At 64.9% G+C, this 25,391-nt stretch carries 27 protein-coding genes and 1 pseudogene; 13 read left to right on the top strand and 15 right to left on the bottom strand.

Going from position 1 to position 25,391, the window contains the following annotated elements:
- Positions 1–5: 5 nt before the first annotated feature.
- The 3 genes and pseudogenes from HAPAU_RS12435 to HAPAU_RS19715 form a co-directional block, all read left to right on the top strand.
- Positions 6–401: a DUF302 domain-containing protein gene (locus HAPAU_RS12435; protein WP_066383076.1), complete on the top strand. Its 396-nt coding sequence runs from the start codon at positions 6–8 to the stop codon at positions 399–401.
- A gap of 55 nt (positions 402–456) precedes the next feature.
- Positions 457–1,155 (top strand): DUF2270 domain-containing protein, encoded by a 699-nt coding sequence (locus HAPAU_RS12430; protein ID WP_066383075.1) that lies wholly within the window; start codon positions 457–459, stop codon positions 1,153–1,155.
- 21 nt (positions 1,156–1,176) lie between these two features.
- Positions 1,177–1,359: pseudogene (locus HAPAU_RS19715) on the top strand (PEP-utilizing enzyme); the annotation flags it as partial.
- 101 nt (positions 1,360–1,460) lie between these two features.
- Here HAPAU_RS19715 and HAPAU_RS19710 read toward each other — a convergent pair.
- Positions 1,461–2,033, bottom strand: coding sequence for a CHRD domain-containing protein (locus HAPAU_RS19710; protein WP_084383709.1), 573 nt, complete (start codon positions 2,031–2,033; stop codon positions 1,461–1,463).
- 447 nt (positions 2,034–2,480) lie between these two features.
- Here HAPAU_RS19710 and HAPAU_RS12420 point away from each other — a divergent pair, with 447 nt between their 5' ends.
- From HAPAU_RS12420 to HAPAU_RS12410, 3 genes are all read left to right on the top strand, one after another.
- Positions 2,481–2,879 (top strand): hypothetical protein, encoded by a 399-nt coding sequence (locus tag HAPAU_RS12420; RefSeq protein WP_066383073.1) that lies wholly within the window; start codon positions 2,481–2,483, stop codon positions 2,877–2,879.
- A 70-nt stretch (positions 2,880–2,949) separates the two neighbouring features.
- Positions 2,950–4,209 (top strand): glycosyltransferase, encoded by a 1,260-nt coding sequence (locus HAPAU_RS12415; RefSeq protein WP_066383072.1) that lies wholly within the window; start codon positions 2,950–2,952, stop codon positions 4,207–4,209.
- A gap of 189 nt (positions 4,210–4,398) precedes the next feature.
- On the top strand, positions 4,399–5,907 hold the full coding sequence (locus tag HAPAU_RS12410; protein WP_066383070.1) for an amidase: 1,509 nt from the start codon (positions 4,399–4,401) through the stop codon (positions 5,905–5,907).
- A 181-nt stretch (positions 5,908–6,088) separates the two neighbouring features.
- On the opposite strand, the gene HAPAU_RS22305 is transcribed toward HAPAU_RS12410, so the two are convergent.
- Positions 6,089–6,265 (bottom strand): hypothetical protein, encoded by a 177-nt coding sequence (locus HAPAU_RS22305; protein ID WP_245634094.1) that lies wholly within the window; start codon positions 6,263–6,265, stop codon positions 6,089–6,091.
- Between the two features lie 154 nt (positions 6,266–6,419).
- Between HAPAU_RS22305 and HAPAU_RS12405 the strand changes: the two genes are divergently transcribed.
- Positions 6,420–7,052 (top strand): lysine exporter LysO family protein, encoded by a 633-nt coding sequence (locus HAPAU_RS12405; RefSeq protein ID WP_245634093.1) that lies wholly within the window; start codon positions 6,420–6,422, stop codon positions 7,050–7,052.
- Positions 7,053–7,134: 82 nt separating this feature from the next.
- Positions 7,135–7,752, top strand: a complete 618-nt coding sequence (locus HAPAU_RS12400; protein WP_066383069.1) for a class I SAM-dependent methyltransferase — start codon at positions 7,135–7,137, stop codon at positions 7,750–7,752.
- Between the two features lie 34 nt (positions 7,753–7,786).
- Here the strand turns inward: HAPAU_RS12400 and HAPAU_RS12395 are convergent, their stop codons facing one another.
- On the bottom strand, positions 7,787–8,677 hold the full coding sequence (locus HAPAU_RS12395) for a glycerophosphodiester phosphodiesterase (protein ID WP_066383062.1): 891 nt from the start codon (positions 8,675–8,677) through the stop codon (positions 7,787–7,789).
- Positions 8,678–8,869: 192 nt separating this feature from the next.
- On the opposite strand from HAPAU_RS12395, the gene gvpA reads away from it, so the two are divergent.
- On the top strand, positions 8,870–9,073 hold the full coding sequence (gene gvpA, locus HAPAU_RS12390) for a gas vesicle protein GvpA (protein ID WP_066383060.1): 204 nt from the start codon (positions 8,870–8,872) through the stop codon (positions 9,071–9,073).
- 299 nt (positions 9,074–9,372) lie between these two features.
- Here the strand turns inward: gvpA and HAPAU_RS22885 are convergent, their stop codons facing one another.
- On the bottom strand, positions 9,373–9,552 hold the full coding sequence (locus tag HAPAU_RS22885) for a MaoC/PaaZ C-terminal domain-containing protein (protein ID WP_368085888.1): 180 nt from the start codon (positions 9,550–9,552) through the stop codon (positions 9,373–9,375).
- 209 nt (positions 9,553–9,761) lie between these two features.
- Here HAPAU_RS22885 and HAPAU_RS12385 point away from each other — a divergent pair, with 209 nt between their 5' ends.
- The 3 genes from HAPAU_RS12385 (at position 9,762) to HAPAU_RS12375 (ending at position 13,398) form a co-directional block, all read left to right on the top strand.
- A complete protein-coding gene (locus HAPAU_RS12385) occupies positions 9,762–10,655 on the top strand; it encodes a 3-hydroxyacyl-CoA dehydrogenase family protein (RefSeq protein WP_394327291.1) in 894 nt (297 codons plus the stop codon).
- Between the two features lie 170 nt (positions 10,656–10,825).
- Entirely contained in the window at positions 10,826–11,995 is a 1,170-nt protein-coding gene (locus tag HAPAU_RS12380; protein WP_066383056.1) for a thiolase C-terminal domain-containing protein, read from the top strand.
- Positions 11,992–13,398: a zinc ribbon domain-containing protein gene (locus tag HAPAU_RS12375; protein ID WP_066383054.1), complete on the top strand. Its 1,407-nt coding sequence runs from the start codon at positions 11,992–11,994 to the stop codon at positions 13,396–13,398. Before HAPAU_RS12380 ends, HAPAU_RS12375 begins: the two co-directional genes overlap by 4 nt.
- On the opposite strand, the gene HAPAU_RS12370 is transcribed toward HAPAU_RS12375, so the two are convergent.
- From HAPAU_RS12370 to HAPAU_RS12360, 3 genes are all read right to left on the bottom strand, one after another.
- Positions 13,368–13,628 (bottom strand): hypothetical protein, encoded by a 261-nt coding sequence (locus HAPAU_RS12370; protein ID WP_084383718.1) that lies wholly within the window; start codon positions 13,626–13,628, stop codon positions 13,368–13,370. The genes HAPAU_RS12375 and HAPAU_RS12370 overlap by 31 nt on opposite strands.
- Before the next feature lie 871 nt (positions 13,629–14,499).
- Positions 14,500–14,901, bottom strand: coding sequence for a DUF5518 domain-containing protein (locus HAPAU_RS12365; protein WP_066383052.1), 402 nt, complete (start codon positions 14,899–14,901; stop codon positions 14,500–14,502).
- Positions 14,902–14,994: 93 nt separating this feature from the next.
- Positions 14,995–15,684 (bottom strand): type 1 glutamine amidotransferase domain-containing protein, encoded by a 690-nt coding sequence (locus HAPAU_RS12360; protein WP_066383050.1) that lies wholly within the window; start codon positions 15,682–15,684, stop codon positions 14,995–14,997.
- Between the two features lie 149 nt (positions 15,685–15,833).
- Between HAPAU_RS12360 and HAPAU_RS12355 the strand changes: the two genes are divergently transcribed.
- Positions 15,834–16,709: a hypothetical protein gene (locus tag HAPAU_RS12355; protein ID WP_066383048.1), complete on the top strand. Its 876-nt coding sequence runs from the start codon at positions 15,834–15,836 to the stop codon at positions 16,707–16,709.
- On the opposite strand, the gene HAPAU_RS12350 is transcribed toward HAPAU_RS12355, so the two are convergent.
- The 8 genes from HAPAU_RS12350 to HAPAU_RS12315 all read right to left on the bottom strand — a co-directional run bounded on the left by HAPAU_RS12350 (position 16,706) and on the right by HAPAU_RS12315 (position 25,198).
- Positions 16,706–17,278, bottom strand: coding sequence for a hypothetical protein (locus HAPAU_RS12350; RefSeq protein ID WP_066383046.1), 573 nt, complete (start codon positions 17,276–17,278; stop codon positions 16,706–16,708). The two genes, HAPAU_RS12355 and HAPAU_RS12350, sit on opposite strands and share 4 nt — an antisense overlap.
- Positions 17,279–17,428: 150 nt before the next feature.
- Positions 17,429–18,784: an oligopeptide/dipeptide ABC transporter ATP-binding protein gene (locus tag HAPAU_RS12345; RefSeq protein ID WP_066383045.1), complete on the bottom strand. Its 1,356-nt coding sequence runs from the start codon at positions 18,782–18,784 to the stop codon at positions 17,429–17,431.
- Positions 18,781–19,857: an ABC transporter ATP-binding protein gene (locus HAPAU_RS12340; RefSeq protein ID WP_066383043.1), complete on the bottom strand. Its 1,077-nt coding sequence runs from the start codon at positions 19,855–19,857 to the stop codon at positions 18,781–18,783. Before HAPAU_RS12340 ends, HAPAU_RS12345 begins: the two co-directional genes overlap by 4 nt.
- Positions 19,857–20,891 carry an ABC transporter permease gene (locus tag HAPAU_RS12335; protein ID WP_066383041.1) on the bottom strand — a complete coding sequence of 345 codons (1,035 nt, stop codon included), beginning with the start codon at positions 20,889–20,891 and terminating at the stop codon, positions 19,857–19,859. Before HAPAU_RS12335 ends, HAPAU_RS12340 begins: the two co-directional genes overlap by 1 nt.
- A gap of 3 nt (positions 20,892–20,894) precedes the next feature.
- Positions 20,895–21,851, bottom strand: coding sequence for an ABC transporter permease (locus HAPAU_RS12330; RefSeq protein WP_066383039.1), 957 nt, complete (start codon positions 21,849–21,851; stop codon positions 20,895–20,897).
- An 89-nt stretch (positions 21,852–21,940) separates the two neighbouring features.
- Complete coding sequence (locus HAPAU_RS12325) at positions 21,941–23,899, bottom strand: ABC transporter substrate-binding protein (protein ID WP_245634092.1); 1,959 nt, start codon at positions 23,897–23,899, stop codon at positions 21,941–21,943.
- 295 nt (positions 23,900–24,194) lie between these two features.
- Positions 24,195–24,764, bottom strand: a complete 570-nt coding sequence (gene hpt / locus HAPAU_RS12320) for a hypoxanthine/guanine phosphoribosyltransferase (RefSeq protein WP_066383035.1) — start codon at positions 24,762–24,764, stop codon at positions 24,195–24,197.
- Positions 24,765–24,811: 47 nt separating this feature from the next.
- On the bottom strand, positions 24,812–25,198 hold the full coding sequence (locus HAPAU_RS12315; RefSeq protein WP_066383033.1) for a MaoC/PaaZ C-terminal domain-containing protein: 387 nt from the start codon (positions 25,196–25,198) through the stop codon (positions 24,812–24,814).
- Between the last annotated feature and the right edge of the window lie 193 nt (positions 25,199–25,391).

Raw genomic sequence — 25,391 nt, 5'->3', positions numbered from 1 at the left:
ACTGTATGTCCTATACTATGGATACGCGGGTTCGCGGCGAGTTCGACGAGGTGGTCGAGCGGACGACGGACGCGCTGGCCGACGAGGGGTTCGGCGTCCTCTGTGACGTCGACGTTCGACGGACGTTCGAGGAGAAACTGGGCAAGGAGTACCGCCAGTACCGCATCTTGGGGGCGTGTAGCCCGTCGCTGGCTCACCGAGCGCTCGAAACGGACCTCAAGTTGGGGACGCTGCTCCCGTGTAACGTCGTCGTCTACGAAGCCGAGGATGGCACCGTCGGAGTGAGCGCGGTCGATCCCGAGACGCTGCTGTCTGTCATCGATACGCCCGAGCTAGACGGGATCGCAACCGAGGTTCGAGAACGCTTCGTCCGCGTTCTGGACTCCCTTCCGGAAGCATGATCGGCGTGGCCGCCCCCGGTCTCGGGCCGCTGGTGTTCGCCGACCGGGGTCCGCGATGACACGGTCATCGGCGAAGGAGATCGACCCGGCCGACGCGGATCACCGAGAGATCGGGCAGGGACTACTGGAGGAGGATATGGGGCCGGGATCCGCGATGGCGCACCTCTATCGCGGCGAGATCCACCGCATGAAGTTCTGGCGCGAGCGCCTCGACCGGACGACCAACTGGGCGGTCGTCGTCATCTCCGCTATCCTGACGTGGTCGTTCTCCAGATCCGAGACCCCACATTACGTCATCCTCATCGGGATGGCGACGCTCTCGGTCTTCCTGCTGATCGAGGCGCGCCGGTATCGTGGCTACGACATCTGGCGAAGCAGGGTCCGGACGCTGCAGGAGAACGTCTTCGCCTACGGGCTCGACCCCTCCGCCGGGCTCCCCGACCCGAACTGGCGCGAACGCCTGAGCCGGGATTACCGGACGCCGACGCTGAAGATCACCGCCGAGGAGGCCATCGCACACCGGCTCCGCCGGGTGTACCTCCCGCTGTTTGCGGTGTTACTCGCCGCCTGGATCGTCCGTATTACCGCGTTCGCTTCCGGGCCGTGGACCGAAAGCGCTGCGATCGGCGTGATCCCCGGAGGGGTCGTCGCTGTCGTCGTCGCGCTGTTCTATCTCGCCGCGATCGCCGCGGCCGTCCGGCCCCGGACGTGGTACGCCAAGGGCGAACTCCGAACGGAAGACCTCCGCGAGTGACGGCTCCCGGACGGTCGCTCCTTCCTGAAGGTGGCGGACATGGTCGTGGAGGTCGGAACGCGGATGAGCCACGGGGCGATCGTCGCCCGCGAATACGGGCTACCGGCAGTCGTGTCGGTTCCCGAGGCCACACGCCGCATCGAGACCGGCCAGCGGGTTCGGATCGACGGCACGCGGGGACTCGTTGAGATCCTCGAGGTGTGATCACGCGTCGACGTATCGGCATCGAAGTTCGACGAACGACCGTGGTCCTCCCCGAAAACGAGGGTGGCGTTCGTGCCGGTGGTCCGTTCCGAGGACCGTGGTCACTCGTGTGGGGGAAGGATCTGACCGCGGATTTCACCCTCGGGGTACTGCTCCGTGTGGACGTTGACGTAGGCCCCTTCCTCCTCGAAGGTCCCGACGGCGTCCGCGAAGTCGGCACCCTCCCAGTCCCCGACGAGGTCCTCGGCCGTGATCGATCCCTCCGCGAGGGTGCCGGAGAACGGCCCGTCGACGAGTTTCGGCTCCGTCCCGCCTTCGGGGTAGAGCCAGACGACGACGGGCCCGTCCTCGCCCTCGGCGCCGAGATGGATATGGGCCTGCGTAACGTTACAGAGACCCTCCACCGTCACCTCGTAGGTGGCTTCCGTTCCGTCCTCGTTGACTTCGAACCTCGCCTCCCCGATCGCATCCGTTTCGATTCCGTGCGGTTCGCCCTCCAAGTGGGCGTGATACTCCCGCGGGAGTTCGATGTCGGTTCCACTGCCGGCGTCGTCCGCCGACGAGGCCCCGTCGTCGCTCCCGGTGTGCTGGTTCGCGAGGACGGTGCTGCCCGTACCGAGCCCCACTATCGTTGCTCCGATCCCGACGAGGAGCGTGCGTCTCTGTGCCTGCATGGCTCGTGTGTGATGGACGTAAACACGCATATATACTCCTTATATCCCGTTGAGACGACGCCGTGAACTGAGGGGTTCAACACTCCGGGTAAAACCGACCGTCACCGCCGACTGCCGAGCGCATGGCCGGACACCGTCCACTACTGGCGAGCCGATCGATTGGCGGTGATTTTGAATATGAGTACGAATAGCTCCAATGGGGGTCACATCGGAGAGTGGAGAGGTAATCCGGCCTCGGGATTCCGTGAACGGAGACGAAAACTGCCGGTACAAGACCGACCCCATCTACCGAGAATGTGTATCACGGTATCACGCCTTGTCCGGCGTTTTAGGCGTTCTGTGTGGAGATTAGTGAACGACTGGACCATAAGGCATTTATTTACTACAGTATGAGTAAGTCTTGATGCCAGTTCGAGAGCACCCTCCCATTCACAGAGAGGCACGACCATGATGTGGCAGGACTTCGTCTTCATGGCCGGTAGTAGCCTCTCTATCGTCTTTCTCGCACCGACGCTTCGGGATACGGCCGCGCGGGTCCCGATCGCGACGAGCGCACCCTCGATGATCATCGGCGGCGTCTACGCCGTTACGTTCGCGACGCTCGGCATGACGTTCTCCGCCGCAGGCGCGCTCGCGACCTGCGTGATGTGGACCCTGATTAGTTTCTTCCGCGCCCCGAAGTCGCCGTACAACCGATCACACCCGGCCGGAAGCGCCGGTGATCGGTTCGACCTCTTCTGTGCCGACGCCCGGAACTGGGTCGAACGGAAGCGCCACCGGGATTCCGTCCGCCTCGATTCGTACGCCCCAGCCGACGCGTCGTCCTTTGCGTCGCGGGCGGATTAGTCGCCTTTCGGGTCCGGGCGCGCCCAAATCGTGATAACATGCGGGTGTGATTGACTATCGGGGACACTCGATGCACAACGCACCGACGGAAGAGAAGACCGTGACGGCCTACGACTCCTATCTCGACGACCGACAACGCCGGGCGATCCGCGACGCGACGGACGCGCTCGTGGACGTACGGGTAGCCCACGTCAACTCGACGGCGAGCGGTGGCGGCGTCGCGGAGATCGTCGGCTCGCTGGTGCCGCTGTTGAACGACGTCGGGGTCGAGACAGACTGGCTGGTCATGGACGCCCACACGGAGTTCTTCGACGTGACGAAGGCCATCCACAACGGTCTTCAGGGCGAGAAAAGCGAGTTCACCGACGCAATGCACGAGACGTATCGGCCCGTCGTCGTCGGGAACGCGACCGACCTGGACGAGGCCTACGACGTGATCGTGCTACACGACCCACAGTCGCTCGGGATGGCACCGACGCTTGCCGAGCGGTATCCGGAGACGACGCTGGTCTGGCGCTGTCACATCGATCTCACGGCAGCAGCGCCACCATTTCTGGAGTTCGTCCAGTCGTACCTCGATCCGATCGACCGCGCGATAGTCACCCTCCCGGAGTACGGCGAGGGGATCACGGGCGTCGAGAAGACGGTCGTCCACCCGGCCATCGACCCGTTGACCGAGAAGAACCGAGCGCTCGACGGGCTGTCGGGCGACGCCGCTGACGCCGCCGACCTCGAGAGTTACCCGTTCGATACAGATCGGCCGTTGGTCGTCCAGGTGTCGCGGTTCGACCCCTGGAAGGACCCGCTGGGCGTGATCGAGGCCTACCGCGAGGCGAAGTCGTCCATCCCCGACGCGCAGCTCGCGCTCGTCGGCGCGATGCCCGACGACGACCCCGAAGGGATCGTCGTCTACCGGGAGGTGAAGGAGGCGACGCGCGACGATCCGGACGTCCACCTCCTGACGAACCACCCCGACGCCGGGATCAACGCCCTCCAGCGGGGTGCCGACGTCGTCCTCCAGAAGTCCCTGCGCGAGGGGTTCGCCCTGACCGTCTCGGAGGCGCTGTGGAAGGGGACGCCGGTCGTCGGGACGAACGTCGGGGGGATCCCCCTTCAGATCGAGGACGGCGAGAACGGCTACCTCGTCGAGCCCACGGACATCGCCGCGACGGCAGAGCGCATCACGCGACTGCTCACCGACGGGACGCGAAAGCGCCGATTCGGCGAGCGAGGACGCGAGATGGTCCGCGAGCGGTTCCTGCTCCCGCGCCTGCTCGTCGACTACCTCGGGTTGCTCTCGGACGTGTCCCGATCGAGCGCACAGCGCTAACCCTCCCGGTTCACCTCTGTCGTGTCGGTGTATTCCCGATCCTCCACGACGGAACCGCCACGGCGTGTACCGATCGATCCGTGACACGAGGTCGATTTAGTGACCCCTCCAAATGGACACGTTCGAGGGGGTTACTCCGCCTCCCGGTCACTACCTTCATGTGTGTTGCCAACGCGCACACTATACGTCATGACCGACCTTCGCCCACCGACCACCGACGAGATCGAACGGTACGCCGCGACCCATCACATGGACCTCTCCGAACGGGAAGTCGAGGACCTGTCGGCGGCGATTCCGGCGGTACTCGGCGCGTACGAGCGACTGGACGAACTGTCCGCATCCGAACCGGACGTCGAGTATCCGGATCGCACCGCTGGCGAAGCACCTTCGACCGAGGAGGACCCGTTGAACGCGTTCGTCCGCACCTGCCTCGTCGAGGGTGCGGAGTCGGGTCCGCTCGCGGGATACGACGTCGGTCTGAAGGACAACGTCTCGGTCGCGGGGATCGAGACCACGTTCGGATCGGACGTCGTCTCGGGATTCGTCCCGTCGATCGACGCGACGGTCGTTACACGGTTGCTCGCGGCCGGGGCGTCGATCACGGGGAAGCTCAACATGGAGGACCTCGCGTTTTCCGGGAGCGGAGAGATGTCGGCTCACGGTCCCGTGAAAAACCCGTACGACCCCGATCACCTCGCGGGCGGGTCGTCGAGCGGTTCGGCGGCGGCCGTCGTGACCGGCGACGTCGACGTCGCGATCGGCGGGGATCAGGGCGGCTCGATCCGTATTCCGGCGGCATGGAGCGGCTGTGTCGGCCACAAACCCACGTATGGGCTGGTTCCGTACACGGGGATCCTCGGGCTCGGCCGGTCGTTCGATCACACGGGACCGCTCGCACGGAGCGTCGCCGACTGTGCCCGCGTCCTCGAAGTCATCGCCGGCGACGACCCGCTGGATCCCAGACAGGGCGCGGTCACGACCCAACCGTACACCGAGTTGCTCGACGAGTCGACCCCCGAGGCCCTCACCGTCGGCGTTTTGGAGGAAGGGTTCGGCCACGATGAGAGCGATCCGGACGTTGACGAGACGGTTCGGGACGCGCTCGACACCCTCGCGGAGACGGGAACGGCGATCGAAGACGTCTCGATCCCGATGCACCTCGACGGGCTCGCGATCTGGAACGGCGTGGCCAACGAGGAAACGACCGCGACGATCGCGGGCGAGGGGATCGGTCACTTCGGAAACGGGTATTACGACACCGATCTGATGGCGGCGTTCGCCGAGGCCCGCCGGGAGAACGCCGACGCGTTCCCGCCGACGATCAAACTCGTCGCGACGCTCGGAGAGTACCTCACGGAGGAGTACCACGGTCGCTACTACGCCAAGGCGCGAAACCTCTCGATGGACCTCGCCGCCGCGTACGACGAGGTCCTCGAGGACGTCGACGTACTGGCGATGCCGACGACGCCACAGACGGCTCACGAGCGGCTCGAGGATCCGTCCGATCTGCAGATCATCGAGCGGGCGGTGAACATGCTCCCGAACACGGCCCCGTTCGACGTGACTGGCCATCCCGCCCTCTCGATTCCTGTCGGAACGACCGACGGCCTTCCGGTCGGTCTCATGCTCGCCGGGCGGCGCTTCGACGACGCGACCGTGTTACAGGCCGGTCACGCCGTCGAACGATCCGTCGAGTGACCCGACCGGTTCCCACCTCTACCTCGTACGGGCCCAGTCGGTACGTACGGTGTTCTGTTCGCCCTCACGGTTTCGATACGTTCATGCCCGTCACCTAGCACTTCTAGCGTAGGGCGGTATAGCTGAGGTACACGATGGGAGGACGAACCGGACAACGAAACGAGGGACCGCTACACGGCTTTCAATGGACATAGGGCTTCTCCTCGCCGTCTTCGCTGTCGGGGGACTGATCGGATGGCGATCCCCGTTTCGGCGGACCCACCGCATCGCCGACGGGATCGTCCTCGTCGGTCGTCGCCGTCCTCCTCTTCGCCATCGGCGCCCAGATCGGCGGCGACGACCGACTACTGCGGGACATCGAGCGCATCGGTCTCTCGGCGGTCGCCCTCTGTATCGGGAGCGTCGCTGGAAGCGTCGTCTGCGTCTATGCGAGCACCGCCCTCAGCCTGATCAGCACCGTCTCAAGCGATCCGTTGTCGTCTACCGGCTCGCCGTCGCGCTCACGACCGGACATGACGACTGCGGTGACGGACGGGTTCGATCGGGAAACGACCGGTATCATATTCGGTTCGCTCGCCGTTGGATTCGTCCTCTCGTCGATCGCCTTCCCGCCGTGGGTCCTCACACGCCTGGAACCCGTAAGCGTCTACGCGCTGTGGCTATTGCTGTTCGGCGTCGGACTCGCGGTCGGCAGCGATACGGGATCGCTGGGCTACGTCAGGCGGCTCGGCTGGGGCGTGTTCCTGATTCCGGTCGCGGTGGCCCTCGGGAGCGTCGTCGGCGGGGTGCTCGTCGGAGCCGTGATCGGGCTCCCGGTCTCTCATGGGGCCGCGGTCGCCGCGGGGTTCGGCTGGTACAGCTATGCCGGCGTCGTGCTGTTCGAAGTCGGTGGCTCGAAACTGGGAGCAATCGCGTTCCTCGCGAACCTGTTTCGGGAGCTCCTCACCTTCCTCGTCGTCCCACCCGTCGTCAAGTACCTCAACGGGATAACGAGCGTCAGCGTCGGCGGCGCGACCACGATGGACGTGACGCTGCCGCTCATCCGGACCGCCGCCGGCGACGAGTTCGTCGTCCCGGCGTTGATCAACGGGATCGTACTGGCGGCGTTCGCGGTGGTTCTCATCCCGCTGTTCATGCAGCTCTAGGGCCGAGACGAGTCGATCCGCTCGAACCCGAAGTCACATCCGTTCCGCGCAGTATATACCGCTCACTCACCTGCGAGGACGTATGCAGCCGGACGACGTCCGCCGGGACTGGGCCGAGCGCTCCGGGAGGTTCTCGCCGGCGTACTACGCCGAGATCGGACCGAACGAGGTGAGCGAGACGCTCGTGGACGTGCTCACCCACTACGTCGACGATACCGCCGCGATCCTCGAGGTGGGCTGTGGCTCCGGACGCCACCTGACACACCTCCGTGAACACGGCTTCGAAGACCTCACCGGGATCGACATCAACGACGAGTCGTTCTCGGTGATGGCCGAGCAGTATCCACGGCTCGCGGAGGCGGGGACGTTCCATACGGGGGCCATCGAAGACCTCGTTCCGGAGTTCGACGACGGCGCGTTCGACGTCGTCTACTCGGTCGAGACGCTCCAACACATCCACCCCGACGACGAGTGGGTGTTCGCGGAGTTCGCCCGGATCACGAGCGATCTGCTCGTGACGGTCGAAAACGAGGGCAACGGTCCCACACGCGGCCGGGAGGACGCCGCCGTCAGCTACGTCGACGACGAGTTCCCGCTGTACCATCGCGACTGGAAGCGGGTCTTCGCCGACACGGGGGCCGTCCAACTGATCCGCGAACCCACGGCACGGGACACGATACGGGTGTTCCGAGCGCCCTGATCGGCCCGAGCAGCCGTGCTACGGGCTGTCGTTTTCAGTCCGCTTTCTCGGAAGCGAACGCCAGCACGCTCGGATAATCGACGATGAGCCCGTCGACGTTCAGCTCGACCGGTCGGCGTGCTTCCCGCCAGCTATCGATCGTATAGACGTTTACGTCCCGTCCCTCCTCGTGGGCCGTCTCCACGAGGTCGCGATCGAGCACCCCCGTCGAGACGTTCACGGCCTCGGCATCGAGTTCGCGAGCGATTTCGAGGTTCTCCTCCGTGTCCGATCCGAACAACACCGCCACCGGAACGGTCGGATCGACCTCCCGAACCGCTTCGAGCGCCGCCGGCTCGAACGAGGAGACGTAAAAGTCACCGGGGTACTCGGAGGCGACGTCCAACGCGCGGTCGGCGACCGCCTCCCACGAGTAGTTCCCAGAACTCTTGAACTCGATGTTCATCGTGACACTCGGTCGTGCCGCATCGAGGACCTCGGCCAACCTCGGTATCGTCTCCCCGCTCTCGAGGACTTCCGCCCGTAGCACCGTTTCACGGGGCGTCTCGGCGACCCGCCCTTCCTCGTCGGTCAGATCGCCGAGGGAATCGTCGTGGAAGACGACGAGTTCGCCGCCCGCACACGGTTGGATATCGATCTCTATCCGGTCGGCCCCGAGCCGTGATGCCCCCTCGACGGCTCCCACAGTGTTCTCCGGATAGACGTCCGCGTAGCCGCGATGTGCGGTGATTCGCGGCGTTCGCTTCGATTCGGTCCCCTCCGATCCGTTTCGATTCGTGTCCTCTGCTGTGGCGGCGTCGCTCATTGCTGCCGTTCCGACCGATACGCCTGTAAGTGTCCCGACCGCGCTCAAGAACGTCCGCCGATCGGCGGTTCCGTTCGAGCGCTCTTCCGTGCTCCCCGCGGTACTTTCGGTATCGAACATCGCCCTTGAATTTCCAATAAGAAATAAAGTAAATTTATAATAGTAGTATATAGTATAAAATATTGTTGTGATCCCCTCCGAGACGACTGTCGGCGATCAGGTTCCGGTAACGAGTAGCCCACCTATTGATTGCTACACATATTTGCTAAACGCTAAGAGGCTGCGAGTGGCGGTATCTATTGACACGGTATAATGAACTCCGACCGACCGAGTACGTCGAGCCTCGTGGAAGTCCTCGATCGGATCTTGGACAAGGGGGTCGTCGTGGATCTCTGGACTCGCATCTCCCTCGTAGGGATCGAGACTGTCACCGTCGAAGCCCGCGTCGTAGTCGGCTCCGCAGACACCTTTCTCCACTACGCGAGGGAGGTCTCGAAACTCGAAGCCACCGAGTGAGCGACGCCCTTCCGACAGTATCGTGAGCAGCCCCCTCGAAACGCCGCTCCCGTGAACGTACCCCCTGTGAGGATATCGCACGCTCCAGTCGAGAATCGGGTGTCCGTCACGCGAGGAGCGCTGTCGGTTCCGTCAGCCGTCTTCTTCGTCATGATCCGTAGTATCCCTACTCCTAGCCACGGCACATCGAGCAATGGAGACGAAGTCCATGTGGAACCGCGCGGTGATCGTCCACAGAATGATTTATATGCGCCACTCTCGATTCGTATATGAGAGAGATATGTGTAGAATTCTATCGACTAACCGATGATAACGTAGCCCGCTACCCCGCGTTGACGCTGAACTGCTTCGGCCAACAACCGAGTCGAGAAACAGAGCGTGTGGTATCCGCTGGCGATTGGACCGCCAAACCGGGTCGCGGACGCTGGGTCGGGGTCCGTATGGATATCGAGCGGATCGAATTCCCTCGCGAAGGCGATCGTTTCGGGGACGATCGTTTGGCTACAGTCTCCGCCGGTCCCGGTTTCGATCCCCTCGAATCGGACGGTCCCAGCGGAACGCCCGCGTATGGAGCCTCTACTTCGACGGCTCCCTCAGTGGCTCCCGGGTGCCCGTGAAGGCGGCTCCGGACCGGCTCGTCGGTAGGAGAGTTGACTTTCGGGCCCTCAAACGTACCTGATTTAAGTATCTGCTAGATGGAGTCGATCGTATGCGAATCACGGTGTTAGGTGCCGGCACGATGGGGCACGGCATCGCACAGGTAGCCGCACAGGCCGGAAACGACGTCGTCGTCCGCGACATTAAGGAGGACATCCTCGAACGGGGCGTTAAGTCGATCGAGGCGAACCTCCAGGGGGGCGTCGATCGGGGGAAGGTCAGCGACGAGGAGAAGGCGGCGACGCTCGATCGGATCGCCACGACGACCGATCTCGCCGACGCCGTCACAGATGCTGAGCTCGTCATCGAGGCGGTCCCCGAGGACATCGATATCAAACAGGAGACGTTCGAGGCGGTCGAGGACGCCGCGCCCGACGGGGCGGTCCTCGCCTCGAACACCTCCTCGCTGTCGGTCACGAAGGTCGCGAGCGTGCTCGACGACCCGTCGAGGGCGGTCGGGCTACACTTCTTCAACCCGGTCCACATCATGGAGCTCGTCGAGCTCGTCGTCGCCGAGCAGACGGACGAGGCGACCGTCGCCTTCGCCGAGGGGTTCGTCGACGACATCGGCAGGGAGCCGGTCACAGTCCGGGATTCTGCCGGTTTCGCCTCCTCGCGGCTGGGCGTCGCCCTCGGGGTCGAGGCGATCCGGATGCTCGAAACAGGCGTCGCCGGACCGCGAGCCATCGACCGCACGATGGAACTCGGCTACAACCACCCGATGGGACCGATCGAGCTCACGGACGTCGTCGGCCTCGACGTCCGCCTCGACATCCTCGAGTACCTCCGGGAGGAGCTCGGCGAGCGGTTCCGCCCGCCCCAGTTGCTGCGCCAGAAGGTCCGTGCGGGCAAGCTCGGCAAGAAGACCGGCGAGGGCTTTTACGTCTGGGAGGGCGGCGAACGTGTCGGCGCCAGCGACGATTGACTGAATAACCTGAATTCTGATCTCCCATCTGGCAACTCATAGGTGATAATCAATTACGCACATACTTATGTAATGAATTCTGAATCGAATATTAGTCCTACGTTTGAAGCACGTCGTTGAGTATACTTACTACCTATACACTTTAGTCCCAGGGATAGGTAGTGCGGGCCATGCGAGACGCATACGTGATCGGAGCCGGACAGTCCTCGTTCGGCTCCTTTCCCGAGGAGACCTACCTCTCGCTGTTCGAGAGCGCATTCGAGTCCACTCTCAATAGCGTCGAGGGCGAGCTTCCGACCGAAGCGATCGACGAGGCATACCTGGGAACGCTCGGTGTTGGGGGCCGGCAGATCGGCCTCTCGGGGCCGGCAGTGACCGAACACGTCGGCCTGCACGGCGTCCCGACCACGCGAGTAGAAAACGCCTGTGCGGCCAGCGGCTACGCCTTCCGACAGGCCGTCACCGCCGTGCGTTCAGGCATGGTCGACGTGGCACTGGCCGGTGGCTACGAGGTGATGACCGACACGAGCGCCGACGGGACCAAGTGGTGGCTCGGCGTCAGCGGCGAGACCGAGTGGGAGCGCATCAGTGGAACCACTTTTGCCGGCGTTTATGCCCAGATGGCAAGCGCCCACCTCGAGGAGTACGACACGACCGTCGAGGACCTCTCTCGAGTCGCGGTCAAGAACCACGCGAACGGCGCGAAGAACCCCAAAGCCCACCTCGGCTTCGAGTGCTCGCTTGAGGACGCCGTCTCGGCACCCTCCATCGCCGATCCGCTCAACCTCTATCACTGCTGTCCGACCACCGACGGCGCGAGTGCGGTGCTGGTCGCAAGCGAGGCGGTCGCCCGCGAATACGGCGACGACCTGATCCGCGTCGCGGGCGCAGGCGCGTCGAGCGGCCGGGTCGGCCTCTTCCAGCGGGGTACGCTCACGAGTATTCCGGCGAGCGTCCGGGCCGGTGGGGCCGCCTACGAGGAGGCCGGGATCGGCCCCGAGGACCTCGATTTCTCGGAGGTCCACGACTGCTTCGCCATCGCCGAACTGCTGGCCTACGAGGATCTGGGCTTCTGCGAGCGCGGGGAGGCCGGACGCCTCCTGCGAGAAGGTGTCACCGGCCCCGACGGCGAACTCCCGGCCAACACGAGCGGCGGGCTCAAATCGAAGGGCCACCCGATCGGTGCCACCGGAACGGGCCAGATCGTCGAGGCATTCGAGCAGTTCCGCGGCGAGGCCCACGTCCAGGTCGAGGAGCCGCGCTATGGACTGACGCACAACGTCGGCGGATCCGGCGGCGGGGTGACCGTTCACGTTTTCGAGCGGGAGGAGGTAGCATGAGGGGGATCGACGCCGGCGGGATCTACCTCCCCCGGTTCCGGCTGTCGACCGAGGAGACGGCCGCGGCGTGGGGCCACGCCGACGCGAGGGGGATCGACCGGAAGGCGGTCCCCGCGGCCGACGAGGACGCGCTGACGATGGCCGTCGCGGCGGCCGAACGCGCCCTCAGCGCGTCTCTCGACCGCTCAGCGATCGAACTCGTTGCTGTCGCGACGACAACGCCGCCGATGGTCGAGGGCGACTTCCTCTCGCGGTTCGTCCGGATGCTCGCGCTGCCCGAGGACGTCGCCGGCTCCGTTTCGACCCAGCACACCGCCGCGGGTGGGGAGGCGTTCGCGCGGGCGCTCGACGCCAACGGGCCGGCGCTGGTCGTCGCCGCCGACTGTCCTGAGGGAGCACCCGCCGACGCCGACCACCCACTGGGTGCCGGCGCGGCGGCGTTCGTGATCGACGAGGATGCGGCCGTCCCGATTCGAGATATCGCGTGGCACAGCGACGAGACCCCAGGGATCCGCTTCCGGCCCCGTGGCGAGCGCGAGGTCAACTCGCTCGGGGTCACAACCTACGAGCGGAATGCGGTCCGCGAGACCGTGACTGCGGCAATGACGGCTCTGGAGGGCGACGCGAGCGAGGCGACCGCCGCGGCGCTCCACCAGCGCGACGGGAAGTTCCCCTACCGCGTCGACGGCGATCTACCCCTCTCGAACGAGGCCGTGGCGACCGGAACCGTCGTGGATCGGATCGGCGACGCTGGCGCGGCGACCGTCCCGATCGGCCTGCTCGCGGCGCTCGCCGAGGGCGACACAGGAGGGGTGACGGTCGGCGGCTTCTTCGGCGGCGGCAGCGCGGTCGCCCTCGAACTCGAGGGTGGTCTCCCGGTCGCGGGGATCGACGAGCTCGACGGAGGGGAGGCGATCGACTACACGACGTACCTCCGCAAGCGGGGTTACGTCGTCGAGGGCGAGGTCGCAGGTGGCGGCGCGAACGTGAGCCTCCCGAACTGGGAGGGCTCGCTCGACCAACGCTACCGGCTGGTCGCGGGCGAATGTCCCGACTGCGGCGGGATCACGTTCCCGCCGCGGGGGGCCTGTCAGGAGTGTCACTCGCGGGTCGAGTTCGAGCGGGTCGAAGCGTCTCGGCGAGGAACGGTCCGGGCACTGACGATCATCGGCCAGGGCGGTGCGCCCCCCGAATTCGCCGAGTTACAGCAACGAGAGGGTGTGTACGCGGTCGCCATCATCGCCCTCGAGGCCGGCGGCGGCGAGACGACACTGCCGGCACAGCTCGCCGACGTCGATCCCGAGGCGGTCGCGGTCGGCGACACCGTCCGGGCGACGATCCGGCGGATCTACACGCAGGAGGGCGTGGCGCGCTACGGCGTCAAGTTCAGATCGGAGGGGTAGTCCGCGACGCGTGGTCGGTAGCTGAGCGGATCCTCGCCCGTTCGCTCGACGACATCGAGTGCAGCCAGCTGATTGAGGTGCGCGGCGGCCTCGCCGGCACCGAACTTCGCGTGGATACCGCGCATTTCGCCGACGAGGGGCGCATCGGCGGAGTGCAAGTGGATCGTCGCGCCCGCCGCCTCGACCAGCCGGCAGGCGAGGCCGGCGTGATCGGAATGCCAGTGGGTCATGAACACGTACTCGATAGCCCCCGAGGGAACCGATCGCGTCGACGAGCGCGTTCCATGTGGGTTCGGTTGGCGGCCCCGGATCGACCACGACACCCCGGTCGGGGAGGTGGTAGGCGCTGTTGACTCCCTCGGGCGTGCCCGCGCCCACGGGGATCCGGGCCGGGTCCGTCATCGGATCCCCCCCCCTTCCGATTCGAGCCGCTCCCAGCGATCGAGGGTCCGCTCCGGATCTCCTCGGGATACGACTAGTCGAACGTCACGCGCGGAGCGATGTACTTATCACTAATCTGGAGTGTGATCTCATCGCCCTCGGGATCCGGGGGGAGGTTCGTTGCTGGCGTTACGTATTCGTCGGACATACGCCGTAGTATTACTTTTCAAGCCGCATAGATAATCCCCTGGTGATTGGTGTATCGCCACATCCGTTCCGCGAGCCACGTTCCCACGCCGCCGGACATCGAGGAACCTCCGTCGGCCTCCCCCTGACAGGCGAAGAGTTATGATGACGCGGTGTGTTCCGTTATATACAATAGATTAATCTTTGTTCTCGACAAAGTAACCGGTCAGAGACACAACTGGTTTCTGGAACGTTTCGTCCCTTGTTCGGACGCTCCCCCCAATGGAGCGTCCGACGCCGCGTAACACGTTCGATACTCTCCCTACGCTCCCATTACGGCCCGTACGACGACGTACGAGACGAACAGCAGGATTACGACCCCGATGAGGGCGTAGATGATCATCCCTCGCTTGTCCTTGTCCATGGGGTCACTGAACGCTGATGGAGAATAAACCGACGGCTTGCCATCGTGTAGCCGCGGTCGAAAAGTCGTTCGGAGTGAGTATCGTCCGATCACTCCGTTCGATTGGCGTTTCAGGCTGCCGGGCGAGCCGTCGGTTTCGTCCGGCGGTTCTTCCCCCACGAGCCGATCGCCCCGCCGATGGCGCCGGGGATCGCATAGATCACGAGCACCGTCACGCCGACCGTGAGCAGCCCGAACGCGGGAACGAGTCCACCGAAGAGGGCCCCCGCGAACGACACCGCGACCAGTAGGACGAGCGCGCCGATAACGGTCGCCAGACCGCCGTGGATCGCCCCGTTACCAACGCTTCCACCGGCGACGTAGCCGGCGACCAGACCGGCGACGATACCTGCAAATCCCCATCCGAGGATCGGGACCGTCATGTCCGTGCCCGGAATCACCGCTCCGCCGATCAGCCCGATGAGCAGGCTCACGATGAAGCCGTACACCACCGCTTTCGTGTTGATTGCCATGGACGAGGATACGTCACGGAAGATAATGAAGTAAGTGCTTGCCCGGTCCTGTGGCGCGATTCTGATAGGAGAAAACCCGAAGACGGCCCGCTCTCAGGCGGTCTGTTCGATCCCCAGTTCCCGAAGCAGCGTCCGGGCGGCCTCGGCCGACGATTCGGGCCCGCGGGCGGTCAGCAGGTCCCCGTCGACCGTCACCGAGGTCTCGGCATCGAGTTCGGCGTCCCAGTTCCCGCCCGCAGCGATCACTTCCTCTTCGACCCAGTAGGGGAGCTTTCGACCGTCGGGCATGACGTCGTTCTCCTCGACGGTGTCTTCCTCCCACTCGTTGGGGAAGCCGGTGACGTTTCGTCCCTCGACGAGGAACGACCCGTCGGCCTCGCGGGTGAACGCGAGGATACCGACCGCGTGACAGACCACGAGCGCCTCGTTACCGGCTTCGACCGTCTCGGCGAGGATCCGGCGGGCGTCGCGGTCCTGATTGACGTCCCAGACGGTGCCGTGGCCGCCGGGGTAGACGACGGCGTCGTAGTCCTCGGCCTCGACTGCGGCGAGCGGTTCGGGGTCGTTCAGCCGCTCGTCGGTCTCGTGGACCTCACGGACCCATTCGGCGGTTTCTTCGCCGACCATCTCGGGATCGAGCGAGGTCTCGTCGATCACCGGCGGTGCGCCGCTGGGCGTCGCGACGGTGACCTCGATGCCGGCATCCGAAAGCGTCGTGAGCGGCTCGATGCATTCCTCTCCCCAGTACCCCTCCTCGCTGACGACGAACAGTACGCGTACCATAGTTCAATTCAGGGGACCGAGCCCGATAAACGACGTGCCGGCGTCCGCGTTCGCCGGATCACGCTGATCCGGTAGTATGGCCGGTGGCCCGGCCCCGACGGATGCGGGCGAGCGGGTACGTTTTTGATCCCGTGGTCCCGGTATCGGGTATGGTAGATCGGCTCACATCCCTCCTCGAACGCGCCCGACGGCCCGAGTACACCGGCGAGAACCGGTGTACCCCCTGTACCGTCCTCAACGTGTCGCTCGCCCTCCTCGCGAGTGTCCTCCTCGCGTTCGCCTCGGTCGGTCTCGCGGCCGTCGCGTTCCTCGGCTCGGTGCTCGCCATCTATCTCCGTGGCTATCTCGTTCCCGGCACGCCCGCGATCACGGAGCGCTATTTCCCCGAGCGCGTCCTCGCGCTGTTCGATAGCCACCCCGCGGCCGACCGACGGATCGACGAGGGGGCATGGGAGACGGTCGCAAAACTCGAAGACCACAGGCGAAACGCGGTCGATCCCGAACGGTTCCTCCTTGAGGTGGGTGCGGTCGGCCCGTGTGACCACGAGGACGACCTCCGTCTGACCGACGGGTTCGGGCATCTCTTCGACGACCGGCTCGCCACACACGATGGACGACCCGACGACGAGGCGATGGCCGCCCTGTTCGATACCGACGCCGACTCGATGACACTGATGGACCGCCCGTATCCCGCCGTCGAGATCGATCGCCGTATCAGGAAGTGGCCCTCGGAGGCCGCACTGCTCGCGGACGTCGTCACCCACGAGGCCCTGTCCGAACTGACCGACCGGTGGGCGACCGTCCCCCTCGAACAGCGCCTCGGGATCCTCGAATCGCTCCGGTCGTTCCACGAGACCTGCCCCAACTGTGGCGGCGAGGTGGTCTTCAGCGAGGACACCGTCGAGTCCTGTTGTCGCACACACGAGGTCGTCGTGATCAGCTGTGTCGACTGTGAGCAGCCCCTCCTCGAGTTCGACCCCGCGGACCTCGCCGTGGCCGAACACGAATCGGGCGTCCGGTCCTAACCCGTCTCCGCAGTCCGATCGGCCTGCTCATAGCCCTCCGGGACGATCCGAACCGTCGTCTCGTCGGTCAGCCCCTTCTCCGAGGCGTTCTCGACGTTGAGCCCCGCGCCGATCGTGAACTCGCCCGTGCCGGCCGACTCCCACTCCCGCTTGGAGACACGAAACGCCTGTTCCCAGCGTTTCACGAAGCGCTTTCGCTCGCCGCGAGCGAACCTGAACTCCCCCGGTTCGTCCGGCGGATCGCGCAGCGAGACGCGCGAGGCCTCGGCCACCCCGTCGACGTACCACGTCCAGAGGAGCGGGGAGCGGGTCCGGAACGTGATCGGAAACGGAATCGAGTTCGTCATCGTCACCCGGAACGGGATCGATTCGTGGGGGGTGTACGCGGTCTTCGGCGTCGATACCTCGACCGAGATCGCCCGGTGTCGAAGCCAGTCCGGAACCAGCCGACGGCTCAGTGCGGTCCCGTCGACCGACCGCATCGCCTGTAACTCGTCTCCCCTCCGCTCGGCCGGCGTGAACCGGTCGTCGTCCCGGTGGAGGGCCTCCGACTCGTAGATCCGGCGCATTGTCTCTCGGAGGCGGTAGACCGACTAAAACGTTGGGACGAGGCGGGACACATAGGGGTTCACGGAGGAGTTCAGCGGTGTCCTCGTCGAGAACCGAACGCCGGACCTATCGAGAGTCGCTGTGTCTCCCGCTGGCTACGATACTCCCTCTCAGTCATCGGCGACGGCGTCGTCCGTCCCCGTGGCCGAGTCGGATCGCTCGTCGTACCCGTCGTCGTAGAGGTGACACGCGATCCGGTGGGCCTCGCCGGTGGGCGTCAACGCGGGGTGCTCGCGCTCACACGGCGAGACGAACGCCGATTCGAGATGTTCGAACGCCCCGTCGATGTCCCCCGTATCGAGGTCTCCGATCGCCGCCGAGAGCGCCTCCTCGGCTCGCGGATCCGACACCGGCCGTGGGAGGTCGAACTCCGTGCGGACCAGTTCGTCCACCTCCCTCCGGGAGGCGTTCCCCGGAGCCGCCAGTTCGTCACCGGCCCCTCGAGTGCCGTCGGTCGCGGTGAGCGATTCGAGGCCCTCCGCGTCCCTGACCCGAAGCTTGATATCGAGCAGCGAGCGCCATTCGTCCCCTTCGAGATCGTACTCGGCGGGCTGGATGACGCGTGGACAGCGCGTGTGGAACCGACAGCCCGAGGGCGGATCGATCGGCGAGGGGACCGTCCCCGAGAGGAAGATCTGCTCGCCCTCCCAGAGCGGGTCGGGTTCGGGGATTGCCGAGAGCAATGCCTCGGTGTAGGGGTGATGGGGCGGCGAGAACACCGCCTCGGTCGGTCCGATCTCGGCGACCTCGCCCAGATACATCACCGCGATCCGATCCGAGATGTGCTCGACGACGCTCAGGTCGTGGGCGATGAAGACATAGGAGAGGCCGAACTCCGCTTGGAGGTCCTCCAGCAGGTTGAGGATCTGGGCCTGCACCGAGACGTCGAGCGCGCTGACCGGTTCGTCACAGACGATAACCTCCGGGTCGACCGCGAGCGCGCGGGCAATGCCGATGCGCTGGCGCTGTCCACCGGAGAATTCGTGGGGGTAACGGTTAGCATGTGTCGGGTTCAGCCCGACGGTTTCGAGCAGCTCGTAGATCCGTTCGGTCCGCTCCTCGCCCCCGGCGATCCCGTGGATGTCGAGCGGTTCGCCGATGATGTCACCGACGGTCAGACGGGGGTTCAGACTCGAAAACGGGTCCTGAAAGATGTACTGGAGGTCCGTCCGGAGTTCGCGCAGGCGCCCGTCGGACATGTCGGTGACCTCCTCACCCCGGTAGTGGACCGACCCGCCGGTCGGCTCGGTCAGGCGCAACAGTGATCGTCCTAGTGTGGTCTTCCCACAGCCGCTCTCGCCGACGACGCCGAGGGTCTCGCCCTCGTAGAGGTCGAGGTCGACGCCGTCGACCGCCTTCACCGACCCGCCCCGCCCCAGCAGGCTGTCGACGAACCCGCCGGACGTGTCGTAGTACTTCTTCAGGTTCTCGATCCGGAGGATCGGCTCGTCGTTTCGATGGCTCATCGCTGTCCCCCCTGTGGGGCCCGCGGTTCGCTTTCCGAATTCCGGATCTCCACCTCGTAGTCAAGCCCGTCTTCGAGCGCGCCGGCGTACTCGAGACAGGCCGCGGTGTGCTCGCTTGCCTCGCCGAGCCCGCTCGCCTCCGCGCCGGTCTCGGGGTCGAGCAGCGGCGGCTCCTCGAGGGTGCAGACCTCCTCGGCGTACGGACAGCGCGGGTGGAAGCTACAGCCCGGCGGCAGTCCGACGAGGTCCGGCATCGTTCCCGGAATCGTCTGGAGGCGCTCTCGGCGATCGCCGACGCGCGGGATCGAACTCATCAGTCCGACCGTGTAGGGGTGTTTGGGGTCGTAGTACAGCTCCTCGACGGGCGCCTTCTCGACTGGCTTGCCGGCGTACATCACCATCACGCGATCGCAGACCTTCGCGATGACGCCCAGATCGTGGGTGATGAGCTGGACCGCGACGTCGAACTCGTCGGCGAGTTCCTCGATCAGATCGAGGATCTGGGCCTCGATGGTCACGTCCAGCGCCGTGGTCGGCTCGTCACAGATGAGCAGGTCCGGCTCGCAGGACAGCGCCATCGCGATGATCGCGCGCTGTTGCATCCCGCCGGAGAACTCGTGTGGGTAATCGGAGTACCGCGTCTCGGCTTCCGGGATGCCGACCTCGTCCAACAGTTGAATGGTTCGCTCCCTTGCCTCCCGGTCGTCGTAGTCGAGGTGGTGGCGGATCGCCTCGGCGATCTGCTCGCCCACGGTGTAGACGGGGTTGAGCGCGGTCTGGGCGTCCTGAAAGACCATCGCTATCTCCTGTCCTCGGAGGTCCCTGACCTCCCGCTCGCTCATCCCGAGGACGTCCTCTCCCTTGAAGCGGATCTCGCCGCTTGCGATCCGACCCGGACTCTCGATGAGGCGCATCACCGACAGGGCGGTGACGCTCTTTCCAGCCCCCGACTCGCCGACGACGCCGAACTTCTCGCCGCGCTCGATCCGATAGCTGAGGTCCTCGACGGCGGTGACGACGCCCTCTTCGGTGTAGAACTCGACGGTCAGGTCCTCGATTTCGAGCAGCGCCATTACTCCTCACCCCCGCGTCCGACGCCCGTCTCCTGGGCGTCAAGGGCGTCGTTGATACCGTCGCCGATCATGTTCATCGACATCACGAACAGGAAGATCGCCAGGCCCGGATAGACCGTCGCCCACCACGGGATCGCACCTCCCGGCCCCTGAATCAGCGTCTGGCGGGTCGCGTCCAACATCGTCCCCCATTCTGCGGTGCCCGGCGGCATCCCCAGCCCGAGGAAGCCGAGCGCCGCGACGCCGATGACGACGGTACCGATGTTGAGCGAGGCCAACACGAGCAACGGCGGCATCGCGTTCGGGATGACGTGTCTGAAGATCACCGATCGGTCTTTCGCGCCCAGGGCCTTGGCCGCCAGCACGTACTCGTTTTCCTTGATCGAGAGGACCTCTCCCCGGACGAGCCGCCCGTAGCCCGCCCACCCGAAGAGGGTGAAGGCGAGGACGAGCTGCCAGTAGCCACCGCCGAGGATGGCGACGATGATCAGCGCGAGGATGAGGCTGGGAAACGCGAAGATGGTGTCGACGATCCGCATCATGACCTCGTCGACCCAGCCGCCGTAGTAACCCGAGACCGCTCCGTAGACCGCCCCGAAACTGGCGGTCAGCGCGACCACGATGAAGCCGATCGAGATGCTAAAGCGCCCGCCGTACAGCAGCCGCGAAAAGAGGTCGCGCCCTGAGCCGTCGGTCCCCATGGGGTAGGCGAGCGACGGCGGATCGTAGACCCCGACCGAGGGGTTCTGTAGGTACAGGATGTCCGTCGGCGCGTGTGGGGCCAGCGAGATCGGCTGAACGAGCACTCCCCCCACGGTTATCGGTCGCGAGAGGATCGCGAGCAACGACATGACGACGACGATCGCGATCCCGAGCATCGCCGAGCGGTTGCGCTTGAACCGGCGTAACCCTCGGCGCCACCGGCTCTCCGTACCTGTTCCACTCTCCGCTTCCCAGTCCGAAAGCGAGTCGCGTTCCTCGACGCGCTCCGCCTCGAACCCGGTGATCCGAATTCGGCCTCGTTCTGTAGACATGGTTTAATCGTATCTGATCCGCGGGTCGAGTACCGCATAGAGGATGTCCGCAAGCAGGTTCGCGAGGATGATGAACACGCCCGTAAACAGCGTGATCGCCATGATGAGGTTTACCTCGCGGGCGGTGATCGCCTGAATGAACTCCCGGCCGAGTCCCGGCCAGTTGAAGACGGTCTCGACGACGACTGATCCGGCGACGATCCCCGCCGTCAGCGTCGCCGCGAGGGTCACCACCGAGATCAGGGAGTTCCGCAGGACGTGTTTGAGCACGACCTGTCGCTCGGGAAGCCCCTTCGCGCGGGCGGCGGTGACGTACTCCTTGTTCATCTCCTCGGTCATCGAGGTGCGCATCACCCGCATGATCGAGGCCGCCGCGGCGGTGCCGATCGTCAGTCCGGGGAGAATCAGGTACCACAGCATTTGCGGGTGGTACAGCGGCAATCGCGAGGGAGCGAGCACCGGCCACCAGCCGAGCCAGAGCGCGCCGACGAGAATGAGCATCAATCCGAGCCAGAAGTTCGGGATCGAGATGCCCGACAGCGCGATGAATCGGCTGACGGTGTCGCCGAACGCGTCCTTGTTGACCGCCGCGTAGATCCCCGTCGGGATCGCGATGAGCAGCGCGAACGCCCAGCCGAACAGGCCGAGCGCGATCGTCTCGGGCAGGCGCGCAAGCACGATCGCCGAGACCTCCCGATTGGTTCTGATGACGGTGCCGAAATCGCCCGTCAGGACGTTGCCCATCCACGTCAGGTACTGCTGCCAGACCGGGCCGTCGAGCCCGTAGCGCGCCCGGAGTTGAGCCTCTTGACTCGCCGTCACCTCGGGGTTCAGCGCGACCATCTGGCTGATGGGGTCACCCGGCGTGAGGTGAACCAGCCCGAAGGTAATCACCGAGACGCCAAAGAGGATCGGGATGATCGACAGCACTCGATTCAGTATGAAGCGTCGTAAACTCATAGTACGGTCATCGTTGGTCGTTCATGGGGAGTCGGTCGTCGTAGCTGTACTGGTCGGGACGGTCGCCACTTACCGGTCTGGCGGCGCGATCACTCGCGTTCGAGCCACATCGTCTGGCTCTCGGTCGGGTTGTACAGCGCGAAGCTGTAGATCCCCTCGTCGAAGGGGAAGATGCCGAATCCGGTGACGGCGGTGTTCGAGACGGCGGTCATCAGGTCGAAGTGCGTCAGCGAACTGTAGCGCCGGTCGGCAAGCAGCCGCCAGATCTCGTCGTAGCGCTCGGCGCGGAGCTGTTCGTCCTCGACGACGGCGATGTCGAAGCGTGCGGCGTCGACCAGTTCGTCGAACTCGGGGTCGCTGATCCCCGTCAGGTTACAACACTGCCCGATGTTCGCGGTGCCGTGGAGCGCATCGCAGAAACTGCCGGGGTTGAACGTCCCCGAGAGCCCGATACACGGGATGATTTCCCCGTCGGGGTACTCGGGGTCGAGCACCCGCGCAGTGTAGGCGTTCCACTCGTAGGTCTCGACCGAGGTCTCGAAGTACTCCGTCTGGGCCATCGACTCGGCGATCAGCTCGACCATCTGCACGCGGTCGGGGTTGTCTGCGTTGGTTTCGAGGGTGACTTCGAGGGGGTACTCCAGCCCGAGGTCCTCGCCGACCTCGTCCAGCAGCTCTCCCGCGCGCTCGGGGTCGTATTCGTTGTACGGGCGGAGTTCCTCCATGAGGGCCTCGGGGTCGGCCGTACCCGATTCCTCGGCCAGTTCGGGGATGGGCGTCCAGGCCGGGCGTGCCCACCCGTTGAGGACGTTCTGGACGATGTTCTCGCGGGGGACGAGGTGGTTGACCGCCGCCCGCAGGCGCTGGTCGCCCCACGGTTCGACGTTGACCGGGTACTGGATGTACTCGTAGCCGCCGGTCTCGATGCCGGTGACGGTAAACCCGTCGTCGGAGTTGAACTCGTCGAGGGTGTCGGTCGCCAGCCCGGTGGTGATGTCGATCTCGTCGTTTCGGAGCGCCGCCGCCCGGTTCGCGGCGTCGGGGACGATCTCCATTTCGATGGTATCGACGAGCGGGCCGTCGGGGAATTCCTCGGGGCCGTCGAACCAGTCGATGGCGTCGACGCCCATGGCCTCAGTCCAGTACTCGTCGAACTTCGAGAGCTCGTAGTACTGCTCGTCCGAGAAGTCCTCGAACTGGTAGGGCCCGGTCCCGATGGGCTCGTTGCCCTGCCGAGGGTCGATCGCGCCGTCCTCGAGGCCGGCCTGATCGGTCGTGAAGATGTAGACCGCCGGGAGCTGTCCTTCGGCCTCGGCGTCGGGGACCTGCGCGAACAGGTCGACCGTGTACTCGTCGACCGCCCGTGCGTGTAGAAGCGAGTCGAACGTCTGGGCCGAGACGTCGGAGTTCTCGTAGCGCTCGACGCTCGCGGTGACGTTCTCTGCGGTCAGCTCCTCGCCGTTGTGGAACTGGACGCCCTCCCGGAGCCGGTAGCGATACTGCATTCCAAAGGTGCCGTCGTCGACGGCCGCCGCCGCCTGCTCGGGCGTGATGACTCGTACCTCGTCGCTGTCCAGGGGATCGTCTTCGGGGTGCTGGAGGATCACCTGCTCGTCGATTTCGAGGGCGCCTTCCTCGTCGGTAGCGACCGAGGTCATGTAGTCGGCGTAGGCCGTCCGGTCGATGTCCTGGGTCTCGACCAGCTCGTAGCTCTCTGCGAGCCACGGGTAGTAGTTCCCGGAGCGATCGGACGTGATCAACTGCTCGAAGATGAAGTTCTGTGCCTGCGTCGAGGTCGTGTCCGTGCTGTATGGCGGATCGAACGAGTTGACGTTCGCGCCGACCGCCCCACGCAGGGTCCCGCCCGCCTGTAGATTCCCGAAATCGACCTCTTCGCGGTCGCTGACCTCCGGGCTGCTGGTGTCCTCGTCCTCGTCGTTGTTGCCGCCGAGACAGCCCGCGACCCCCGCGACACCGGCCGCTCCCATCCCCTGCAGAAGCCGGCGCCGATTGATATCGCGGACCTTCATTTTGTGACCTTCTGCCATACTTTTTCGGTATTGATTGTATACACATATACGTGACGGTTTTCGAAATCAGCAAGCTTTGCATCTCCACTATAGTTTCGTTTAATGAGGTGTATGTATGCTATTGGAGATATTGACTCCTGTCTTGTCGGTAATTTCGTCGTAATTTGAACGTATCGTTAACTACACTATTAATATTGCAGTAGGAGTGGGGTCGGCGTATTATATATCGGCGAACCGCTCCGCCGTTCGGACGTTTCGATCGGTCGGGACCGGGGTTCGACCGAGTCGGGGTTACTCCGCGGGTCGGGACCGCTCAGTCGTCGCCGGTTTCGTCGACGATGACGACCTCGCCGTCGACGACGTCGACGTTGATCAGCGTCTTCACCGAGTAGGAGGTGCCGTCGAGCTTGTTCTCGCCGCCGACCTTCTTGATGACCGCGACGACGTCCTGGACCTCCGCACCGATATCCTCGAGCGCCCCCGTGATCGCCTTGAGGGTGCCGCCCGTACTGAGGACGTCGTCGAGGACGAGCACCCGGTCGCCCGCCTCCACGTCGTTGATGTACATCTGGTTCTCGGAGTACCCGGTCTCTTGAAAGAGCGCGACCTCGCCGTCGAGGCCGTACTGGCGCTTTCGGATCACGACGAGGGGGATGTCGGTCATCAGCGAGACGGCCGTCGAGATGTGGATGCCCATCGCCGCGGGCGTGACGATCTTATCGACGTCCTCCAGGCTCGCCTTGCGGATGATCTTGATGACGATCTCGCGCAGGAGGCTCGGTTCGAGCATCGGCACACCGTCGCTGATGGGGTGGACGAAGTAGTGATAGCCGTCCTTCTCGATGATGGGCGCGTCGTGCAGCGATCGGCGCAACTGATCCATGTCGTATCTACTCGATCCGCCAGTAAAACCTGCCGATCCTCCCCCGCTCACTTCCGAACGATCCCCTCGAAATACCCGGCCATCACCGTCGTCCCCTCCTCGTTGCGACAGACCGCAGTCCCCGAGGCCTCGTAGCGGTCCGCACGCTCTTTTACCGTCTCGGTGGTCCACTCGCAGGTGATGGTCTCGCCCGTATAAACCGGCCGTCGGAAGTCGTACTCCATGGTTCGAGCGATGAACTCCTGATCCCCGCCGATCTTCGTCGGTATGGTCGCCGTCAGCAGGCCCTGTACCACCAGCCGACCCTCCTCGTCGGGGTCGGTGTGGATCGACTGTGTATCGCCCGAGATCTCCCCGAAGCGCCGGACGTCCTCGTGAGTGAACGTTCGCTCGTGGATGTAGGTGTCGCCCTCGACGGGTGGCTCCGTTTGCATTGGACCCACTGTCGATCCGCGTCGAAATAAGTGCGGGGGCGGTGCGGAGGCGGACCGGTGTGGCTCCGCCGAGCCGGTCTTTTTATCACCGGAATGCATAGCATTCCGGTTGACGACCAGAAACTTGGGTTTCTGGTCATAGTGCAGGTTTTTGCAAGCGTTCACAAGAGCGAAGCTCTTGTAGAGCCCACAA

It is taken from the genome of Halalkalicoccus paucihalophilus (genome assembly GCF_001593955.1).
GTDB lineage: Archaea > Halobacteriota > Halobacteria > Halobacteriales > Halalkalicoccaceae > Halalkalicoccus > Halalkalicoccus paucihalophilus.
Note: the sequence above shows the minus strand (reverse complement) of the source record. Positions and strands in the feature narration are given on the sequence as shown.